We start from the raw sequence: 18,341 nt of genomic DNA on the forward strand, positions 1-18,341 counted from the left end.
ATTCCACCTCCTTAAGGTTACCGGGCGGAAAGCTCTTTATTTGCACACGCTAAGCACGCAATCATAAACTCTTCCTCTTTGGCATTCACATTTCCGGGCAAAACATTGATGAGCCGTTCAAAATTATCGACAATCAAAGCTGTTTCAACGTTGCGGCTTGTCAACACCGTTTCAAGCCATTTGCTGTAATCAATGAAAACCTGTTGGTCCTGCAGTTCGAACGCAGTTTCCAGATGATCAAGATGATGCATATTATCTTCTTCGGTGCGCAAAAAGCCGCGCTCCCCGAATCTTTCCCATAAGTTCGGATACGCTTCGTAGATGCTTTTAGCCGTATTCGAAGCAATTTGTATTTTTACATCCCGGTTCATTCGGCCACCACTTCGTATTGGCGGACTTTCGGCGCTATGCCTGCCAATTGCTGGTCCGGGTAATGCTTTTCAAGCTCATGGATTTCCTTGAACTCGTCGCTTCTCACCCATTGGAGATATGCTTCTTTCGATGCCCATTCAAGATGCACCGTCAATTCGTTCAATTTTTTCGTATTCTGAATCAGCCGGAAAGAAACAAATCCTTCAGCCTTATCCACACGGCGGGACCGTTGCTGGTAAATGGCGATCAAATCATCTGTTTTCTCTTCCGGCACCGTTACAGTGGACGTTACAATATACATCGAAAAGCCCCTTTCCGCTAAATTCTACTGTATAGTATACCCTTTCGACATACGAATTAACAGCAATACAAAGCTTCTTCGAAAAGCTGTGCACTTTCAGTTCCTTTATTTCTGCCTGCTGGCTGTTAGTTTTTTAACAATTTCCACTTTTCTCTTGTAATATTTGCTCTAGTGTATTAAAGTAATCTTTATCCAAATAACACACATAAAATTTCATAATTTATTTCTTATCTAGAGAGACGGAGGGATTTGGCCCTGTGAAGTCTCAGCAACCAGCCTTTTGGCTACGGTGCTAATTCCAATAGGCTTCGGCTTAGAAGATGAGAAGAATTTGTTCCCAAACAGGGGCTTTCTTCTTTATTCGAGAAGAAAGCCCCTGTTTTTTCATTTTGAAAGGATGATTCCCATGACAAAATTCGGCATTGAAACCCAATTAGTGCAATTAGGCAATAAAACAGATAAAACGACAGGCGCTGTCAGCACCCCCATTTATTTATCGACTGCGTATGAACACGAAGGGCTCGGCAAATCGACCGGCTATGATTATACGCGCACGAAAAATCCGACGCGTTCCGTGCTGGAAGAAGGCATCGCCGCTCTTGAAGGTGCGGATGCCGGCTTTGCCTGTAGTTCCGGAATGGCGGCAATCCAGCTGGTGCTGTCGCTGTTCCGGCCGGAAGACGAATTATTGGTGCCTGAAGATATTTATGGCGGCACTTATCGCCTGCTCCAGCATTATTCGGAAATTTACAATATCCGCACCGTCTACGCAGATTTCCATGACGTCAGCCATACTGAAAGCTTGATCACCGATAAAACGAAAGCGTTGTTCATCGAGACGCCGACTAATCCATTGATGCAGGAAATCGACCTTGCCGCTTACGGAAAACTGGCTAAAAAACATGATTTGCTGCTCATTGCCGACAACACCTTCTTAACGCCTTATCTTCAACAGCCGATCGCATTAGGCGCAGATATCGTCTTGCACAGCGCGACAAAGTACATCGGCGGCCACAATGACGTGCTCGGCGGCCTGGTTGCCGCTAAAGGCGAAGCGCTTTGCGAGAAATTGGGCGTACTCCACAACTCAGCTGGCGCAGTGTTGTCGCCGTTCGATTCCTGGCTGTTGATCCGCGGCTTGAAGACGCTGCCGCTTCGCATGAAACAGCACGAAAAAAATGCACGCGAAGCTGCCGCATTTCTGGAACATCATCCTTCAGTTACGGATGTCCTGTATCCCGGCAAAGGCGGCATGCTGTCATTCCGCTTGCAAGACGCCGCATTAGTCGGGCCGTTTCTGGAAAACCTGGAACTGATCACGTTCGCTGAAAGCCTCGGTGGTGTGGAAAGTTTCATCACTTATCCTGCCACCCAGACGCACGCCGATATCCCTTATGAAGAGCGGACGCGCCGCGGAATTTGCGACCGCCTGCTGCGCTTTTCCGTTGGCATCGAAGAAAGTGAAGACCTGACAGCCGATCTGACGCAAGCATTCGCAAAACTGGACAAGGAGGTCCTTCATCTATGACACATTTGGAAACCCAATTCATCCACGCTGCCGGCGTCGACAAAGAAACCGGAGCGGTCAATGTTCCGATTCATTTGTCTTCCACCTACCATCAGCCAAGTTTTGACGAATTCGGACCGTTCGATTACAGCCGCTCCGGGAACCCTACACGGTTAAAACTGGAAGAAACCATTGCCAAACTCGAAGGCGGTACACGCGGATTCGCTTTCGCTTCCGGCATGGCTGCCATTTCCTCCGCATTCATGCTGCTGTCGGCTGGCGATCACGTCCTTGTATCGGAAGATGTCTACGGCGGCACTTACCGTTTTGTAACGGAAGTGCTTACCAAATTCGGCATTTCCTACAGCTTTGTCGACATGACTGACCTCAGCGAAATGGCCGCAGCAATCAAGCCCAATACGAAAGTCGTATACATTGAAACACCTTCCAATCCGGTCATGAATATCACCGACATTGAAATTGCAGCTAAATTAGCAAAAGCCAATGGCTGCCTGACATTCGTCGACAATACATTCATGACGCCGATGTATCAGAACCCGCTTGCTTTGGGGGCAGACGTCGTCTTGCACAGTGCGACGAAATTCCTTTCAGGCCATAGTGACATTATCGCAGGGCTCGCAGTCGTCAAAGATCCGGAATTGGCGGATAGCCTTGGTTTTATTCAAAATACCTTCGGTTCGGTTTTAGGAGCACACGATTCTTATACTTTGATCCAAGGCATCAAAACGCTTGGCGCACGCTTGAAGCAATCATCTGCTTCCGCTCGTGTCATTGCGGAATATCTGCATAGCCATCCCGCCGTGGAAGAAGTCTATTATCCCGGATTCACGTTCCATCCCGGCAATCCGATCCATGAGCGCCAGGCACGCGATGCAGGCGCAGTCGTATCGCTGCGCCTGAAGGACAAAGATGCCGCACGCATTTTTGTGGAAAGCCTCGAAATTCCGGTTTTCGCGGTAAGTTTAGGCGCCGTCGAAACCATCCTTTCGTATCCGGCGACGATGTCCCATGCGTCAATGCCGAAAGAATACCGCGAAAAGCGCGGCATCACAGACGGCGTCCTGCGGTTATCGGTCGGCCTTGAAAACCGTGACGACTTGCTGGAAGACCTCGAACAGGCTCTGCAAAAAGTCCGACGCGCAACAAAGACTCCTGAGCTGGTGAAATAAATTCACACATGCTGATGCAATCCAAAATTCCAGAAAAAAGCCGCCCATTCTAAAAGATGAATGGGCGGCTTTCTTCTATTATATACTTTTTCCTGAAAGAGCTTCCTGTGCAGCGGAGGCATTCGTGCCAATTGGCCGCTTAGCCACTCCCGTATCAATCGCCGCTTGCGCTACTGCGGCTGCTACTGCAGGCGCAACGCGCAGGTCGAATGGCGCTGGAATGACGTATTCGTCGTGGAGTTCGTGAAATTCCAACAGCCCGGCAATCGCTTCCACTGCCGCAATTTTCATCGCATCATTGATTTCAGTGGCGCGGACGTCCAGTGCACCCCGGAAGATGCCTGGGAACGCCAGAACGTTATTGACTTGGTTCGGGAAGTCGGATCGCCCCGTGCCTACAATGCGAGCCCCTGCACGTTTTGCCGCGTGGGGCAGAATCTCCGGATTCGGGTTCGCCATCGCAAAAATGATCGGTTCAGCATTCATCGACGCCACCATTTCTTCGCTCAAAGCTCCCTCTGCCGATACGCCGATAAAGACGTCCGCCCCTTTGATAACCTCTCCAAGTTTGCCTTCAGAACGTCCATAATTGGTCATTTCTGCGACCTCTTCCTTGAACGGGTTCATTCCGTAGGAACGCCCTTTAAAAATCGCGCCTTTCGTATCACACATGATCAATTGGCTGAAACCATACTTGCTCAACAGCTTGACGACTGCAATCCCTGCAGCTCCTGCGCCGTTGACGACCACTTTCACTTCGTCGACATTTTTGCCTACCAGCTTCAAGGAATTGATCAATCCGGCAAGCGTCACGACGGCCGTTCCATGCTGATCGTCGTGAAATACCGGGATGCCCATTTCTTCTTTTAAACGCTGCTCGACGATAAAACAGGTTGGCGCTGAAATGTCTTCCAAATTGACGCCGCCAAAACCGGGCTCCAGCAGTTTAACGGTTTGGATGATTGTCTCCGCATCTGTCGTGTCCAAGCAGATTGGAAAAGCATCAACACCTGCGAATTCCTTGAACAGCACCGCTTTCCCTTCCATCACCGGCAGCGCTGCATGAGGGCCGATATTGCCAAGCCCGAGCACTGCAGTGCCATCTGTAATCACTGCCACCGTATTGCCTTTCATCGTATACTCGTAGACTTTCCCCGTGTCCTGCGCAATTTCCTTGCACGGTTCTGCTACCCCAGGAGAATAGGCGAGACTTAACTCCCTTTCATTTCCGACCGCCACTTTTGAACGGACTTCGAGTTTTCCCTGATGTTCCCGATGCAGATGCAAAGAGTCGTTTCTTAGGTTCGCCATTGCCTCATCTCCCTTTGTTTATAATTGTTCATTATAAAGCGTTTAACACCAATTGAAAGACTTTTCTGATTTTTCTTGTAATATTCGGACTTTAGGCTGAGACGAATCTCCCATGAAAGCGCATTTATCTCAAAAGAGTCCTTGAAGCCACCCTTTACAGTCAGGCACATAAAAACAAAAAAGACAGTGAAAACAAATCGTTTTCACCGTCTTTTCAATAATGAGTAATTGGCTGGCTGCACCTTTATGCTTTAAATAGCGGTCCAGCCTCCGTCTACTTTAATCGTTTCGCCGGTCACGAAATTCGCCAAATCAGATGCCAGGTACAGCACTGCTCCTGAAATGTCTTTCGGCCGCGCCAATCCGTCCAACAGGATGCGGTTTTCGACGTCTTTCTTGAATGCTTCGTCTTCGAACATCTTCGCCGTGAGTTCTGTTTCGATGAACGTCGGCGCGACGGCATTGACCTTCACGCCGTCTTTCGCCCATTCCACAGCAAGCGCTTTGGTCATCTGCACCATGCCGCCTTTACTCGAGCAATAGGCCGCACGCTTGATATAGCCGACAAACGCCATTTGGGAAGCGATGTTGATGATTCGACCGCTTTTCTGTGCCAGCATATACTTAGCGGCTGCCTGGCTGGCGAAAAAGGCGGATTTCAAGTTCAAATCGAGGACCGTATCCCAATCCGACTCTGTCACGTCCATTGCAGGTTTTGCGATATTGACGCCTGCGTTATTCACCAGTACATCGACTGTGCCGAAAGTGTCCGCTGCCGTATCAATCAGCCTCCGTACTTCTGCAACTTCGCTCAAATCACCGGCCACTGCGATGCAGCTCGGATTATAGCCATGCAGCTCGCGCAGCGCGTCGTCCAGCGCTTGCTGATTACGTCCGGAGATGACCACATTCGCCCCCAGTTCCGCAAAAGTCCGGGCAATGTCCCGGCCGATCCCTTTGCTGCCGCCGGTTACAATGACGGTCTTGCCGGCAAGTTCGGAAAAGTATGCGCCCATTATTCGCCCTCCCCCAATGCCTGCAGATCGTTTTTCAGGAAATGGATCAGCGTCCGTTCCCGCTCCGCATTGAGTTTGCGGGATACGGCAGGCTCCCAGTCGTAGAAACCTTTGCCGCTCTTGTCGCCCAGATTGCCGTCTGCCGCAAGTTCCGACAAAATTTTGCCTGAACGCTGGTCCGTCGCCAAATCCTCGAACAGGTAATTCGAAATTGCCGAGAATACATCCAAGCCGCCCATATCGGCGGTCATCAACGGCCCAGTCACCGGCAAGCGGCGGCCGATGCTGTAGGTGACCGCAGCATCAATATCTTCTTTTGATGCAGCTCCGGAATCCAGCAGCGCCTGCGCTTCACGGAACAACGCGTACTGCAGCCGGTTGCCGATAAAGCCAGGCAGTTCTTTTTGCAATAAAATCGGTTTCTTATTCATATCGGCAATAACTTGCATCGCACGCTGTACGGTTTTTTCATCCGTTTTGCTGCCTTTCACCACTTCGACCAATGGAATCAGGTGCCCCGGATTCCAGAAATGCGTCACGACGAACCGGTTTGGATGGATCATATCTTCAGACAGCAGGCTCGGCATGAAGCCCGACGTATTGCTTGCGATGACGACGTCTTCACTTACCAGCTTCTCAAGCTTCGCGTACATTTCTTTCTTCAATTCCAGCACTTCCGGGATCACTTCGATGATGAACGTCGCACCTTCGACCGTTTCTTCAAGAGACGTCGAGAAATGGATGCTGTCTTTAATGCGCTTCGCATCCGCTTCATCGAATAAATCATTGTCGACCATCACACCGAGTTTATTGGCGAGGCCGTTGTTTGCAGTTTCCAGGTCTTGCTCATTAATGCCATAGACTTTCACAGTCTGGCCTGCCCACGCGGCTGATAATGCGATGGAATGCCCCATCGTGCCGCTGCCGAGAATCGAAATCTTTTCCATGTTTTGCACCTCTTCCAAATAGTCAGTCTAAAAAAAGTATACCCAACAAACTAGCTGAAAACTAGCTCATTGGGCACGTGAATCTTATAAACCTAAAGAGAACAGCACCACTGCCAAAACCGCGCCGAGAAGTGGCACCACGACAGAAAGTGCTCCGAATGCCGGATAGGCATCCTTATGGGTCTCGCCGGCAATCGAACGGATTGTCGTGACCACATAACCGCCTTGCGGCAAGGAATCCAAAGAGCCTGATGAAATGGCAACCGTCCGGTGAAGCGCTTCAGGGTCAACGCCTAGATCCAGGTAATGCGGAGCCAGCAGCGGCAAGGCAATTGCTTGTCCACCTGAAGACGAACCCGTCAATCCTGCGATGACGGCAACGGCAAGCGCTCCGCCGATCAGCGGACTGCCTGGAATTCCAGTAATGACGCCGACAGCCGATTCGAATGCAGGAGTCGCTTTGACGACACCACCAAATCCTACTACTGCTGCTGTATTGGCTATGGCAATAACTGCACCAAGGGCACCATCACCAAACGCTTTGCCGATATTCGTGAAATATTTGCGGTTGATCACATATGCAGCGGCAATCCCGCCGCTTAATGCGATGATCAATGCCGATGTGCCAAGTGAATCGTGGAAGATGAACGAAATGATCAAAACCACCAGCAACGGTACCATGCTGAGTAGCGGGTTCGGCAATTCCGTCCGCGCATCCGCTGTTGGATCTGTTTTTCTCGAAACGAAGCGTTCGCCTTTCGAAACGGCTTTTGCAATCATCTTTTTCAGCCACCAATAGCCGAAGACCATCATGAACACAGCGACAATCGCACTGACTTCCCAGCCGGCGTACGGCGTCGTTCCGAGAAATTCAATCGGAATCCAGTTCTGGATTTCAGGTGAACCCGCTGACGTCATTGTGAAAGTCGTCGAACCGAAAGCCAAGGCAGCCGGGATAAAGCGGCGCGGCAAGTCTGCTTGCTTGAACAAGCTGAGTGCCATCGGGTACACCGAGAACGCCACGACGAACAAGCTTACGCCGCCATACGTCAATACCGCACAGGCAAGAACGACAGCGAGCGCCGCCCGTTTCATGCCGAGCTTGCCGACGATCCATTTCGAGACACTATCGGCTGCACCACTGTCTTCCATCACTTTACCGAAAATCGCACCTGTCAAGAACATCAGGTACCACGAAGCGATAAAGCCCGTGAAGCCGGTCATGTAATTTGTCAGAAAGTTGGCCGCGCCCTCTTCTGCAAGCTGCGGAAACAATGGCAGCCCGTTCATGATCCCCACCAATAATGCAGTCAGCGGTGCCGCAATCAGCAAGTTCATGCCTTTCATCGTCAAGTAAATCAATAGCGCCAATCCGCCAAATAAACCAATCATGCCAATCATATAATTTCCTCCATCAAGCTTTGGGATATACCAAATAGCTTTTATGTAATATGGGGTTTTTGTAATAGCTGATATTCCGCCAAAGAGCAACGCATTTCCTTGCGGGACTGTTTGGCAGAATATCAGCTCACCTAATTAACTATTACTTTTTCCCGTATCGTCTTACGCGCAATAATGCTTGTTCTGCATGGCCTGCAAAGTTTTCAAGCTGGCATAAGCGTGCTGCATATTCACCGATGTATGCGCTTGCTTCTGGTGTCGTGATTTTTTGGTATGTGACGGTTTTGATGAATTTGCCAACCCACAGGCCGCCTGTGTAGCGTGCCGCGCCTTTTGTCGGCAAAGTGTGATTGGTGCCAATGACTTTATCGCCGTAAGCGACGTTGGTTTCTGGCCCCAGGAATAAGCAACCGTAATTCGTCATGTTCTCCAGGAAATAATCCGGATTTTCCGTCAGGATCTCTACGTGTTCAAATGCCAGGCGATCCGCTTCGATGCGTGCTTCTTCGATCGAGTCGACGATCAGGATCTGGCCATAATCTTCCCATGATACGCGCGCGACATCGGCAGTCGGCAAAGTTTCGAGCTGGCGTTCGATTTCTTTGACCGTTTCTTCAGCCAATTTCTCAGAAGTGGTAATCAACGCGCCTGGGGACGTCGGTCCGTGTTCACCTTGGCCAAGAATATCTGTCGCGACCATTTCAGCATCTGCTGTATGATCTGCTACAACCAAAGTTTCAGTAGGGCCTGCGAATAAATCAATTCCGACTCTGCCGTATAATTGGCGTTTTGCTTCTGCAACAAACGCATTGCCCGGCCCTACAATCATGTCGACGGCTTCGATTGTTTCAGTGCCAATTGCCATTGCAGCCATTGCTTGGATTCCGCCAAGCAAATAGATTTCATCCGCGCCTGCTAATGACATAGCAGCAATCGTTGCATTCGGAATTTCTCCATTGATCGGCGGCGTGCAAGCGATTACACGTTTAACGCCAGCAACTTTTGCAGTAAGCACGCTCATGTGTGCAGATGCCACCATCGGATAGCGGCCGCCTGGGATGTAACAGCCGACGCTGTTCACGGGAATATTTTTATGGCCTAAAATAACGCCGGGAATGTGTTCGACTTCGACATCGCTCAATGAAGCAAGCTGCGCTTCTGCAAAAGCCTTGATATTCTTTTGGGCGAATTTGATGTCTTCAATCACGGAGTCAGGAACTTTGGAAACGATTTCATTTACTTGCGCTTCAGTGAGACGGAATGCTTCAGGAGACCACTTATCGAATTTTTCCGACAATTCACGAACTGCTTCGTCACCTCGCGTTTCCACGTCTTTCAATGCTTCAGAAACAATCTGAGATACTTTAAAATCGTTGGCACTTACTTCTTCTTGCGATTTACCTGCTTTAAATACTTTTACCATAATAGTTCCCTCCATTTTTTGAATACGTATGCAAAACACGTGCTAACAAGAAGAATATTGCAATTAATCTTGAAAGTCAATAATTTTCAGGCAGTTTTTCGTTTGATTAATTTTCCATCGATTTCCACAGCCTTCGCCAACCCCGTGTAATCAGCGATTTCAGCCATAATGTATTCGATTGTTTTTTTCACCATTTCTTCAATCGGCTGCTCCCAGGTAGTCAATTGGTAACCTAGCCATGCTGCCATATCGATGTTGTCGAATCCGACCACTTTTACGTCTTCTGGAATGCGCAGCGATTTCTTTTTTAATGCATCAATCACGCCAAGCGCCATGATGTCGTTCGCTGCAAAAATGGCCGATGGAGCGCGTCCTTCATCCACGATGCCCAAAGCTGTTTGAAAGCCGCCTGTATACGTATAATCCGAAGCGTATTTGCGATGTGGAATCCCTGTTTTCTGCAGGATTTCCATGAAACCGGCTTCCCGTTCCAGGCTCGTCGACGTGTTGCCATTGCCAGAAATATAAACCATATCTTTTACATCCTGGCTGATCAGGTATTCCGCAACTTTCCTGCTGGCATCCAGGTTATTGCAGCACACCGAATAAAATTCATCCGTGTTTAATTTGCGGTTGAAAAACACAAGCGGAATGCGGTTTGAGCGGAAGTCCTCAGCTACTTTCAACGACATCGCAGCGTCAGTGATAATGACGCCCGCTACATTGTAATTCAACAATGTTTCCACATCTTCGGGTTGGATTTCCTCATTTTGGGTGTGCACAAATAAGACACTATAGCCCAGTTTTTTAAACGCGGTCGTGAATTGCTTCAAAACTTGCGGATAAAAGGGATTCTCGACCCCTTTCATCACCAAGCCGATGATTTTGGTCTTATTGGTGATCAGGCTGCGCGCAAATTCATTTGGCCGATAGCCAAGCTGTTCAGCCGCTGCCAGCACTTTGGCACGGGTTTTCTCCGATACTTTTGCTCCTTCAAAATAGACCCGTGAAACGGAAGATTGGGATACTCCGGCCAGTTTCGCCACATCATTCGCTGTAACCATGTGCTTCATATTCTTCATTCCTTTGCGCTTGATATCGAATTCTAGAATACACCATTTTCCTGCTTTTGGCATTTATTTCTTGGATAATCCCATAAAAAATGGCCTGTAAACACACAGGCCGGTTACTGGTTTATTCAATCGACTCCAAAGAAGACGTCACCCGGAACTCATCCGCTCCTTCTCCCATGATAAACTCCCGTTTCACTTCACCGAGCCCTTCGACGTAATAATTGCGGATTGTCGCACCATCATCTTCAAGTTTCTCGGTCATAATTGCATTTTCGAAATTAGCGTAAGGTGTTTCCGCAGCAACATCAATCTCTACCACCTCTAAGCCGTCAACTTTATCACCAGCTTCAATCGGCAATTCAAAGTAGCGGGAAATCGGTTGCAAGGATTTGAGCTCTTCTAGCGGCGGATTGTATTCTTCATAGAATTCCGGTTTCTCAAGAACCAAGTCGGCCGCGCTGTCTGCAATCCGGAAAACTTTTAGAATTGTGGTTCCGCCATTGTCTTCGTAGACCGCGATATGGTTCTCTTCCAGAAAAACAGTGCGGACCGTAAGCTGCGCATATTCGTTTCCGTCTCCTCTAAAATGAGCGGTGGTGCCATCTTTCATGAAAAAGCTGTAAGGGTCGCTTTCCTCGATTGCCGGTTCTTCTGGTTCTTCTGGTTCTTCTGGTTCCACCACCGGCTCTTCTGCGGGTTCCTCCGGTTCTTCTGCCGGCGGCTGCCCGCCATTTTCCGGCACTTCCGGTTCAGGCGGCGTTTCCGCTCCACACGCCGCGAGCAGCATGACCAATAACAACATCATTATAAGCTGAGTAAATTTCATAGCCATCTCCCCATTTCTCAGAATAAGACGCCAATAAAAAGCAAGTCTAGCTGTTGAGCTGCGCTTGCTTCATTTTGGCTATGGCTTACTTGAATCGCAAAAGGGCCATCCCTCAACGGAATGTCCCCTCAGCTCCCTTATCAATTATTGAACAGGTTTTTAATGACACGGATCACTCGATTTTGCTGTGCGGCCGTCATATTCGATCCGGATGGCAGGCACAAGCCGCATCGGAAAATCTTTTCACTGACTGCTTCGCCATCGCCATCTTTGTAGAATGGCGCATCTTTGAATAATTCTTGCTGGTGCAGCGGGTTCCAAATATTGCGGGATTCGATTTCCTCTGTCTCAAGGGCGCGCTTGATGTTTTCAGGCGTCAATGCGGTAATATCGGTGTTAAGCGTGAAGGCGCTCAGCCAGCGGTTCGAACGCGTATCTTCCAGTTCCGGCTGGAATTCAATAGCTTCGATGTCCTTGAAGGCTTCCGCGTACCTAGCATAAATTGCACGCCGGGCATTGACGCGGTCTTCGATCGCCTCTAATTGCGCTCTGCCGACTCCTGCAAGAATGTTGCTCATCCGATAATTATAGCCAACTTCATGGTGTTTATAATACGGTGCGGGATCCTTTGCCTGGGAAGCAAGAAATCTGGCTTTCACCAGCGCTTGGGCATCATTGGAAATCAGCATTCCCCCGCTTGATGCCGTGATGATTTTATTGCCATTGAAGGAATAGATGCCAAACTTGCCAAGGGTTCCGCTGCTGCGGCCTTTGTAAAGAGAGCCAAGCGATTCCGCTGCATCTTCTATGATGGGAACGCCATACTCGTTGCAGATTTCAAGCAATTCGTCCATCTGCGCGCTTTGGCCGTATAAATTGACGACAATGACCGCTTTAGGCAATTTGCCTTCTTCTGCCGATGCCACAAAGGCTTTGCGGAGTGCAGCCGGAGACATGTTCCATGTCTGTTCTTCCGCATCGATGAATACCGGTTCTGCCCCTTCGTATAAGATAGGGTTTGCGCTGGCAACGAATGTCAGTGATGAACAAAATACGCGATCCCCTTTGCCGACACCCAATAAATGAAGAGCCAAATGGATTGCGGCCGTGCCAGAACTCAGTGCAGCCCCGGCTGCCGCTCCTGTATACGCAGCAAGTTCAGCCTCGAACTTGTCGACATTCGGTCCGATTGGAGCAATCCAATTGGTATCGAATGCTTCGTTGATGTATTTCATTTCGTTTCCGGTCATATGAGGAGAAGAAAGGAAAATCTTTTCCTTCTGGTATGGTGCCTGGATGAAAAGATTTGTGCTTTGGTTTTGCTCAATCGGTAAAATCTTCATCAATAAATCACCCCATCAAATTCCAGCATTACGCCTATTTTTCTTGCAAGCAGTTCGTTATCCATTCAGGTTGTTGATCACCAGCCGGAATTTACTGTTCGGCTGCACAGGAATCTCTTCTACGATGCGCATATTAAATCGCATGTCGCTGCCAAAAATATAAACCATTTCTTCATGAATCGATTCTGTCATGGCGTTCGTATAGCTTTCCGCCGCTTCAATCATGACGTCGATGACATCCGGCGAATTTTGGATAAATTGTATTTTCCGGATGCTGTCGGAAAAACGGCTGCTGGCCATAGACATATACAAAGCCGTGAATTTGCCTTTGCTTTTCGATTGGAGATAATCATCCCCCCGGTCCTGTAAAGGATGGACGACCGGATGAGAGCTGCCGCATTCGCAATATCCACCATCTTTCGCCATATCGATGCGTTCTCCGGTTTTGTAGCGGATCAGCGGCGTTCCATACGTATTGAAGCCCGTTATGATCATTTCCTTGTCAATTGTTGTTTCGATGATGCCTGAGCTCAAATTATAATGCAGCCTGCCTTTCGGACATTCCGTTATGAACGGCGCGCCTTCTGTAGAAGCATAATGATTGCGGACCGGGCAATCGAATGCCATTTCAATTTCCCGGCGGTGCTGCGGTGTCAAGGTTTCAGCGGTAGAAAAAATCGCAATAGGATGGAACGACAAGATGATCCGGTGCTGGTTGATGTATTTCGCCACTTCATAAAGGGCTGAAGGCAGCCCATCGATGAAGTCCGGCTGATAGCCATCCAGGTTCTCCACAAAAAAACCTGCGTTCTTTTCATTGCAATAATAAGCGGAATACAAGCGCTGTTTGCTTGAATAATTGTCGCGCCAGAACACCTTTTTCTGCTGCCGCTTTGGTATAAAGCGATTGGAGCTGAAAGAAGCTCTTTTCATTTCCAAGTTGGTGACGCCATGCTGTTTTTTGAAAAAATCCAGAAACGCCATATGCTTTTGCATGTCCTCTTTAGTGAACAGGAATTTCAGCGGAATGCCCGCTGAATCCAAGGTATGGGAAACGATGGCGGAGTTTTCGGGGATGGTGTACATGGAAGTGATGTTCTCCCGGACCATCTCCTTTTCCAGCACTGGCAATCTCTTCAAGTCATCTACTGTTTTTATTGAGCTGATGTCGATCCCTTTGTAGAAATCCTGGTAAAATGGGCTCTTTTCAAAGGCATGTTTGACTAGCTTCTGGAGTTCCTGCTGCTGATAGTTTTTTTCATAAACCGCATCAGAATAATCCCGTTTGCCCAATTCTTTCAGGTATTTGAAGTAAATGTTGCCATATCGGCTTTTTGTCCTTCTGTATCCCTCCACGCTCGCAAAAAGGTTTTGGAAGTAAATCGGCGAATTGTCGTATATTCTCATGGGCAAATCACGCATCCGCACTTCCTCCTTTAATGTATTTTCTCTAGTAGTATTGGTGCTTCATCAAGGATGGCAGACGGTTTCTCAAAAACCTATGCGAACTTGCCCTCTGCTTTCGCTTTCCATTGATCTTGCCATTCAGGCGGCTGGCCATTTTCCGGCCGCTTGCGGTTAGCGAGTTTCAGCAGGATCTCCTTCGTTTCCTCAGGACCTAAATCCGGAAGCTGTTTCAGGACACGGCTCATCTCGACTTGGCTGATTGGAGTCGCCTTGCCGATATAGATTTTCGGGAAAATCTTATCTGTCTGTATTTCACTTTCATCAAGCAATTCCTCGTATAGTTTCTCTCCCGGACGCATGCCCGAAAATTGGATTTTGATGTCGTTTTCTTCGAATCCTGAAAGTTTGATCAAGTTCCGTGCAAGATCGACGATTTTCACCGGTTCGCCCATATCCAGAACGAACACCTCACCGCCAGAAGCAAGCAGCCCAGCTTGGATTACCAGCCTAGAAGCTTCCGGAATAGTCATGAAATACCGCGTCATATTTTCATCCGTTACGGTGATCGGCCCGCCTGCTGCAATCTGCTGCTTAAATAACGGAACGACACTGCCGCGTGAACCCAGAACATTGCCGAAGCGGACTGCTGCAAAAGTGGTTTTGCTGTTGACAGCCAAATTCTGTACGATCATTTCCGCAAAGCGTTTCGTCGCCCCCATAATATTCGGAGGATTGACGGCCTTATCTGTGGAAATCATGACAAAACTTCCTACACCGAACTTATCAGCGGCTTCAGCCACGTTTTTGGTCCCGAAAACATTGTTTTTGACCGCTTCCAGCGGGTTCGCTTCCATCAACGGTACATGTTTATGTGCCGCAGCATGATAGATGAGATCCGGTTTGAGTGTTTTGATGACGTGGAAGATGCGCTCCCTATCCTGGACATCCGCAATGATTGGCACAATTTTCGTCGTTTTCGGCACTTTTGCCCGCAATTCCATATCAATGGTGTAGATGGAATTCTCGCCATGCCCCAAAAGCAGGATTTCTGCAGGATTGAATTTGGCGATTTGCCGGCAGATTTCAGAACCGATCGAGCCGCCTGCACCTGTTACCATGATCGACTTGCCGCTCAGTTGTTCACTGATCGCTTGCATATCCAGCTTGACTTCCTCGCGGCCGAGCAAGTCTTCGATTTTCACATCGCGGATATCGCTGACCTGGATTTTCCCGGTCATCAAATCCTCGATTCTCGGAATGGTCTGTGTTTTCGCGCCGGTATCCAAACATTTTTTTGTCAGTTCCGCCATCGCTTTTTTGGATAATGAAGGGATCGCGATAACGATTTGATCAATGCGGTGGTCTACGACATAAGCTGGGATATTGTCGATTGAGCCGACAACTTCGATGCCGAGCATCTCAAGTCCCCATTTCTTCTTGTCATCATCCACAAAAATTACCGGATTTCTTCCCCATTCCGGATTATCCTTCATATGCCTTGCTATCATTCTTCCTGCCTGTCCTGCACCGATAACCATTGTCCGGCTAGTCAAAACCGCTTTACGTTTGATCGCCTGTTCCTGGATCAAGCGCAGCGAAAGCCGCGAAGCTCCGAAAAAGAAAACCAGCAGCAGCCACGAAAGCATCAGCGTTCTCACATATAATTGTGCAGAATACGTATACTGCATGACCGCTGCTACAAAAATGGTAAACGTCACTGCCATGACAATCGACTTGAGTTCATCGATTGAAGCATATGCCCAAATTTTCCGGTACAGACCGTAATGCCAGGCAAACGAGTGCCACGCGATGAACAGCGTGATTGTGCTGATGAACAGCATTTCGTTTGTTAATACACTGGCATACGGATATAAGAATAAATAACAGGCATAGATAGAAGAAATAATAATCAACGAATCGATGAAGAATAATGAAAGGTATCTTTTCTTAATCGTCAATTGAATTACCCCATCTCATCTCTGTTTTTTACTGCTGCTATTAATCCCCGTAAGCTTGGTAATAATAAGTATCTTTGCTGATTTCATAATTATTCATGACCACACCCATGATGAACGCCTTCGAAGTCACCAGCGCGTCTCTTGCTTTAGTGACGCTTTCCTTCTCGGATCTGCCGGTATTGACGACCAATACAGTAGCGTCGCATTTATTCGCCAGGATTTTCGAATCGGTTACCGACAATAGCGGCGGCGAGTCGAAAATGATCAAATCGTATTTTTCCTTCATCTCTTCGATTAATGAGTCAAGCGCCGGAGAGCTGAGCAATTCAGCTGGATTTGGCGGAATCTGGCCGCATAACAGCAAGTCGAGCCCCACCACACCGCTTCGTTTCACGCTATCCTGGAGCCTGCCTTTTTTCAGCAGAAGATTCGACAGGCCGACTTTATTCGCTTGCTGGAAGGTATGGTGCAATGTCGGGCGCCTCATATCTGCGTCGACAAGCAGCACGCGTTTTCCGGCTTCGGCAAACACAATTGCCATATTGCAGGAAGTTGTCGATTTCCCTTCCTCTTTCGCTGCCGATGTAAAGAGGATTGTCTGTGTATCAGGGCCTGGCATAGAGAAATTGATATTCGTCCGGATCGTACGGTATTGTTCAGTAGTTATGGATTGGGGGTTAGTACGAACCACCAATTTTCGTCCCACCGATCGATTTGATTTTTTCGCTGTCCACATCTACCAACAACTCCTTCTTATCTTTTAATGTCGAAGATCTGCGTTCTTCCTTGCCGCCCTCAGTGCGGCTTACGATGCCCAGTACATTAAGGCCGACTATCGCTTCGATGTCTTCCTCAGTACGGATTGTGGTGTTCATCTGGTCAAGTAAAATGGCAAGCCCTGTTCCGAGCATCAGCCCGATGATGGCCCCGACACCCATATTGAATAGCGGGTCCGGCTTAACTGGTTCTGGATCAATCGGTACAATAGCCGGCGCCAGGATGTTGACATTATCGACTTTCATCAAGTTCTTAATTTCAGCCTGGAATACGGATGCCGTCGTATTAGCGATCAAGACCGCTTTTTCCATCGAGGCGTCTTCCACATCCAACGTCACTACCTGTGAATTTTCGATATTCGATACCGTAATGCGTTCGTTCAATTCGGCGACCGTCTCGTTTAAGCCAAGCTCTTCGATGACCGCTGACAAAATGGTCGGGCTTTTGATGATGACATTATACGTGCTGATCAATTGGATATTTGCATCAATGTCCTGCGTATTGAACGGCTGCGCCGCCGTTGTATTCTGGTTGACCAGAATTTGCGTCGAAGCCTGATAAATCGGCTTCATCATGGTGTAGCTGACAAGCCCGCTTAACGCAACGAACAGCAAAGTCACCATAATAATCAGTGGAAGCCGCTTGCGCAAAGCCTTTAAAAATTCTTTGACGTTGAATGTACTCTCCATTTCCTGACACCTCTGTTTCCAATGAATTTTGTGATGCTTTTAACGCAATTGCTTTTCAGCAAATTGTCCAATGTAGAAGACTTTTGAATATTTGCCGTTAGAGGCGTTTAACATAAGGATGATCCAAAGCACCAAACCAATTGGCAATAAGATCACTCCTGATAACCAGCCGATGACTGGAAGCATCCCAAGGACGGTGAATACAGTTACGAATGCGATTGACAGCAAAATCGACTGCAGCGCATGAAAACGCACGAAGCGATTTTCTTTTTCGACAATAAGGAGCAGGAACCCGGTTACAAAACCGAATAGGTAAGCCAGCGATCCGGCATGATTTTCGCTCAGCCCGATGGCTGTACCAGTGGGGCCGGAAGCTCTTAGCGCTTCTGGGCGTTTAAATACAGTCTGGCTATCGAAATTGCCAAGCTGCCGATCGTCTGTGATTTTAAAATTGTTTTCAACCATTTTCTTTTCCTCCTTTATTCTCAATCATTTGACCTAATACTAAAGAGGCAAGGTTAAAACAAAGTTAAATAGATTTAATTATTGAAATATTTTTAAATTAAGCGCAATTAGCTTATTTTTATTTAAATTAAGCAATCGATATTCTGCAAAAAAGCTTCGGCACATGAAAGTGCGTTGGAGCGTAATGAAAAGGGTTAACATCAAACAAAAACAGCCCCGCCGGGATGGCGGGGCTGTCAGGCTGTCGAGAAATTTAGATGGTTGTTATACATTTCGCTTCAGGCGGACGCGTTCCGCGGGCCTGGCTTCAGTCTCCTCGTCGCTGGAAAAAGAGC

17 protein-coding genes and 1 riboswitch are annotated in these 18,341 nt (G+C 48.2%); of the genes, 2 read left to right on the forward strand and 15 right to left on the reverse strand.

Annotated elements, in window-relative coordinates; genetic code table 11:
- Nucleotides 1–17: 17 nt before the first annotated feature.
- Nucleotides 18–371, reverse strand: a complete 354-nt coding sequence (locus EGV91_RS01580) for a hypothetical protein (RefSeq protein WP_135500429.1) — start codon at nucleotides 369–371, stop codon at nucleotides 18–20.
- A complete protein-coding gene (locus EGV91_RS01585) occupies nucleotides 368–673 on the reverse strand; it encodes an antibiotic biosynthesis monooxygenase family protein (RefSeq protein WP_135500430.1) in 306 nt (101 codons plus the stop codon). The genes EGV91_RS01580 and EGV91_RS01585 overlap by 4 nt, the downstream gene beginning before the upstream one ends.
- A 224-nt stretch (nucleotides 674–897) precedes the next feature.
- Nucleotides 898–1,000, forward strand: a riboswitch (SAM riboswitch).
- Between the two features lie 79 nt (nucleotides 1,001–1,079).
- Here EGV91_RS01585 and EGV91_RS01590 point away from each other — a divergent pair.
- Both EGV91_RS01590 and metC read left to right on the forward strand, forming a co-directional pair.
- Entirely contained in the window at nucleotides 1,080–2,201 is a 1,122-nt protein-coding gene (locus EGV91_RS01590) for a methionine biosynthesis PLP-dependent protein (RefSeq protein ID WP_135500431.1), read from the forward strand.
- Nucleotides 2,198–3,370, forward strand: coding sequence for a cystathionine beta-lyase (gene metC, locus EGV91_RS01595; RefSeq protein ID WP_135500432.1), 1,173 nt, complete (start codon nucleotides 2,198–2,200; stop codon nucleotides 3,368–3,370). The genes EGV91_RS01590 and metC overlap by 4 nt, the downstream gene beginning before the upstream one ends.
- A gap of 78 nt (nucleotides 3,371–3,448) precedes the next feature.
- Here metC and ystJ read toward each other — a convergent pair whose 3' ends face one another.
- The 13 genes from ystJ to EGV91_RS01660 form a co-directional block, all read right to left on the reverse strand.
- Nucleotides 3,449–4,681: an NADP-dependent malic enzyme gene (gene ystJ / locus EGV91_RS01600; RefSeq protein ID WP_135500433.1), complete on the reverse strand. Its 1,233-nt coding sequence runs from the start codon at nucleotides 4,679–4,681 to the stop codon at nucleotides 3,449–3,451.
- Nucleotides 4,682–4,932: 251 nt separating this feature from the next.
- On the reverse strand, nucleotides 4,933–5,697 hold the full coding sequence (locus tag EGV91_RS01605; RefSeq protein WP_135500434.1) for an SDR family NAD(P)-dependent oxidoreductase: 765 nt from the start codon (nucleotides 5,695–5,697) through the stop codon (nucleotides 4,933–4,935).
- The gene (locus tag EGV91_RS01610) at nucleotides 5,697–6,644 is read right to left on the reverse strand and encodes a 3-hydroxyacyl-CoA dehydrogenase family protein (protein ID WP_135500435.1); all 948 of its coding nucleotides are present in this window, start codon (nucleotides 6,642–6,644) and stop codon (nucleotides 5,697–5,699) included. The genes EGV91_RS01605 and EGV91_RS01610 overlap by 1 nt, the downstream gene beginning before the upstream one ends.
- Nucleotides 6,645–6,728: 84 nt before the next feature.
- Nucleotides 6,729–8,045 carry a GntP family permease gene (locus tag EGV91_RS01615; RefSeq protein WP_135500436.1) on the reverse strand — a complete coding sequence of 439 codons (1,317 nt, stop codon included), beginning with the start codon at nucleotides 8,043–8,045 and terminating at the stop codon, nucleotides 6,729–6,731.
- A gap of 142 nt (nucleotides 8,046–8,187) precedes the next feature.
- Nucleotides 8,188–9,468, reverse strand: a complete 1,281-nt coding sequence (gene hisD / locus EGV91_RS01620) for a histidinol dehydrogenase (protein ID WP_135500437.1) — start codon at nucleotides 9,466–9,468, stop codon at nucleotides 8,188–8,190.
- Between the two features lie 86 nt (nucleotides 9,469–9,554).
- Complete coding sequence (locus EGV91_RS01625) at nucleotides 9,555–10,541, reverse strand: LacI family DNA-binding transcriptional regulator (protein ID WP_158290557.1); 987 nt, start codon at nucleotides 10,539–10,541, stop codon at nucleotides 9,555–9,557.
- 121 nt (nucleotides 10,542–10,662) lie between these two features.
- The gene (locus EGV91_RS01630; RefSeq protein WP_135500439.1) at nucleotides 10,663–11,367 is read right to left on the reverse strand and encodes a hypothetical protein; all 705 of its coding nucleotides are present in this window, start codon (nucleotides 11,365–11,367) and stop codon (nucleotides 10,663–10,665) included.
- Between the two features lie 140 nt (nucleotides 11,368–11,507).
- A complete protein-coding gene (locus EGV91_RS01635) occupies nucleotides 11,508–12,617 on the reverse strand; it encodes an aminotransferase class I/II-fold pyridoxal phosphate-dependent enzyme (RefSeq protein ID WP_241666084.1) in 1,110 nt (369 codons plus the stop codon).
- 150 nt (nucleotides 12,618–12,767) lie between these two features.
- On the reverse strand, nucleotides 12,768–14,132 hold the full coding sequence (locus EGV91_RS01640; RefSeq protein ID WP_135500440.1) for a phenylacetate--CoA ligase family protein: 1,365 nt from the start codon (nucleotides 14,130–14,132) through the stop codon (nucleotides 12,768–12,770).
- 77 nt (nucleotides 14,133–14,209) lie between these two features.
- Complete coding sequence (locus tag EGV91_RS01645) at nucleotides 14,210–16,075, reverse strand: nucleoside-diphosphate sugar epimerase/dehydratase (RefSeq protein WP_135500441.1); 1,866 nt, start codon at nucleotides 16,073–16,075, stop codon at nucleotides 14,210–14,212.
- Nucleotides 16,076–16,115: 40 nt separating this feature from the next.
- Nucleotides 16,116–16,766, reverse strand: a complete 651-nt coding sequence (locus EGV91_RS01650; protein ID WP_416145090.1) for a CpsD/CapB family tyrosine-protein kinase — start codon at nucleotides 16,764–16,766, stop codon at nucleotides 16,116–16,118.
- Complete coding sequence (locus EGV91_RS01655) at nucleotides 16,753–17,541, reverse strand: YveK family protein (protein WP_135500443.1); 789 nt, start codon at nucleotides 17,539–17,541, stop codon at nucleotides 16,753–16,755. Before EGV91_RS01655 ends, EGV91_RS01650 begins: the two co-directional genes overlap by 14 nt.
- A 39-nt stretch (nucleotides 17,542–17,580) precedes the next feature.
- Complete coding sequence (locus tag EGV91_RS01660) at nucleotides 17,581–18,006, reverse strand: DUF4870 domain-containing protein (RefSeq protein ID WP_241666082.1); 426 nt, start codon at nucleotides 18,004–18,006, stop codon at nucleotides 17,581–17,583.
- Between the last annotated feature and the right edge of the window lie 335 nt (nucleotides 18,007–18,341).

Origin of the sequence: Planococcus koreensis (assembly GCF_004761975.1) — a bacterium.
Lineage (GTDB): Bacteria > Bacillota > Bacilli > Bacillales_A > Planococcaceae > Planococcus > Planococcus koreensis.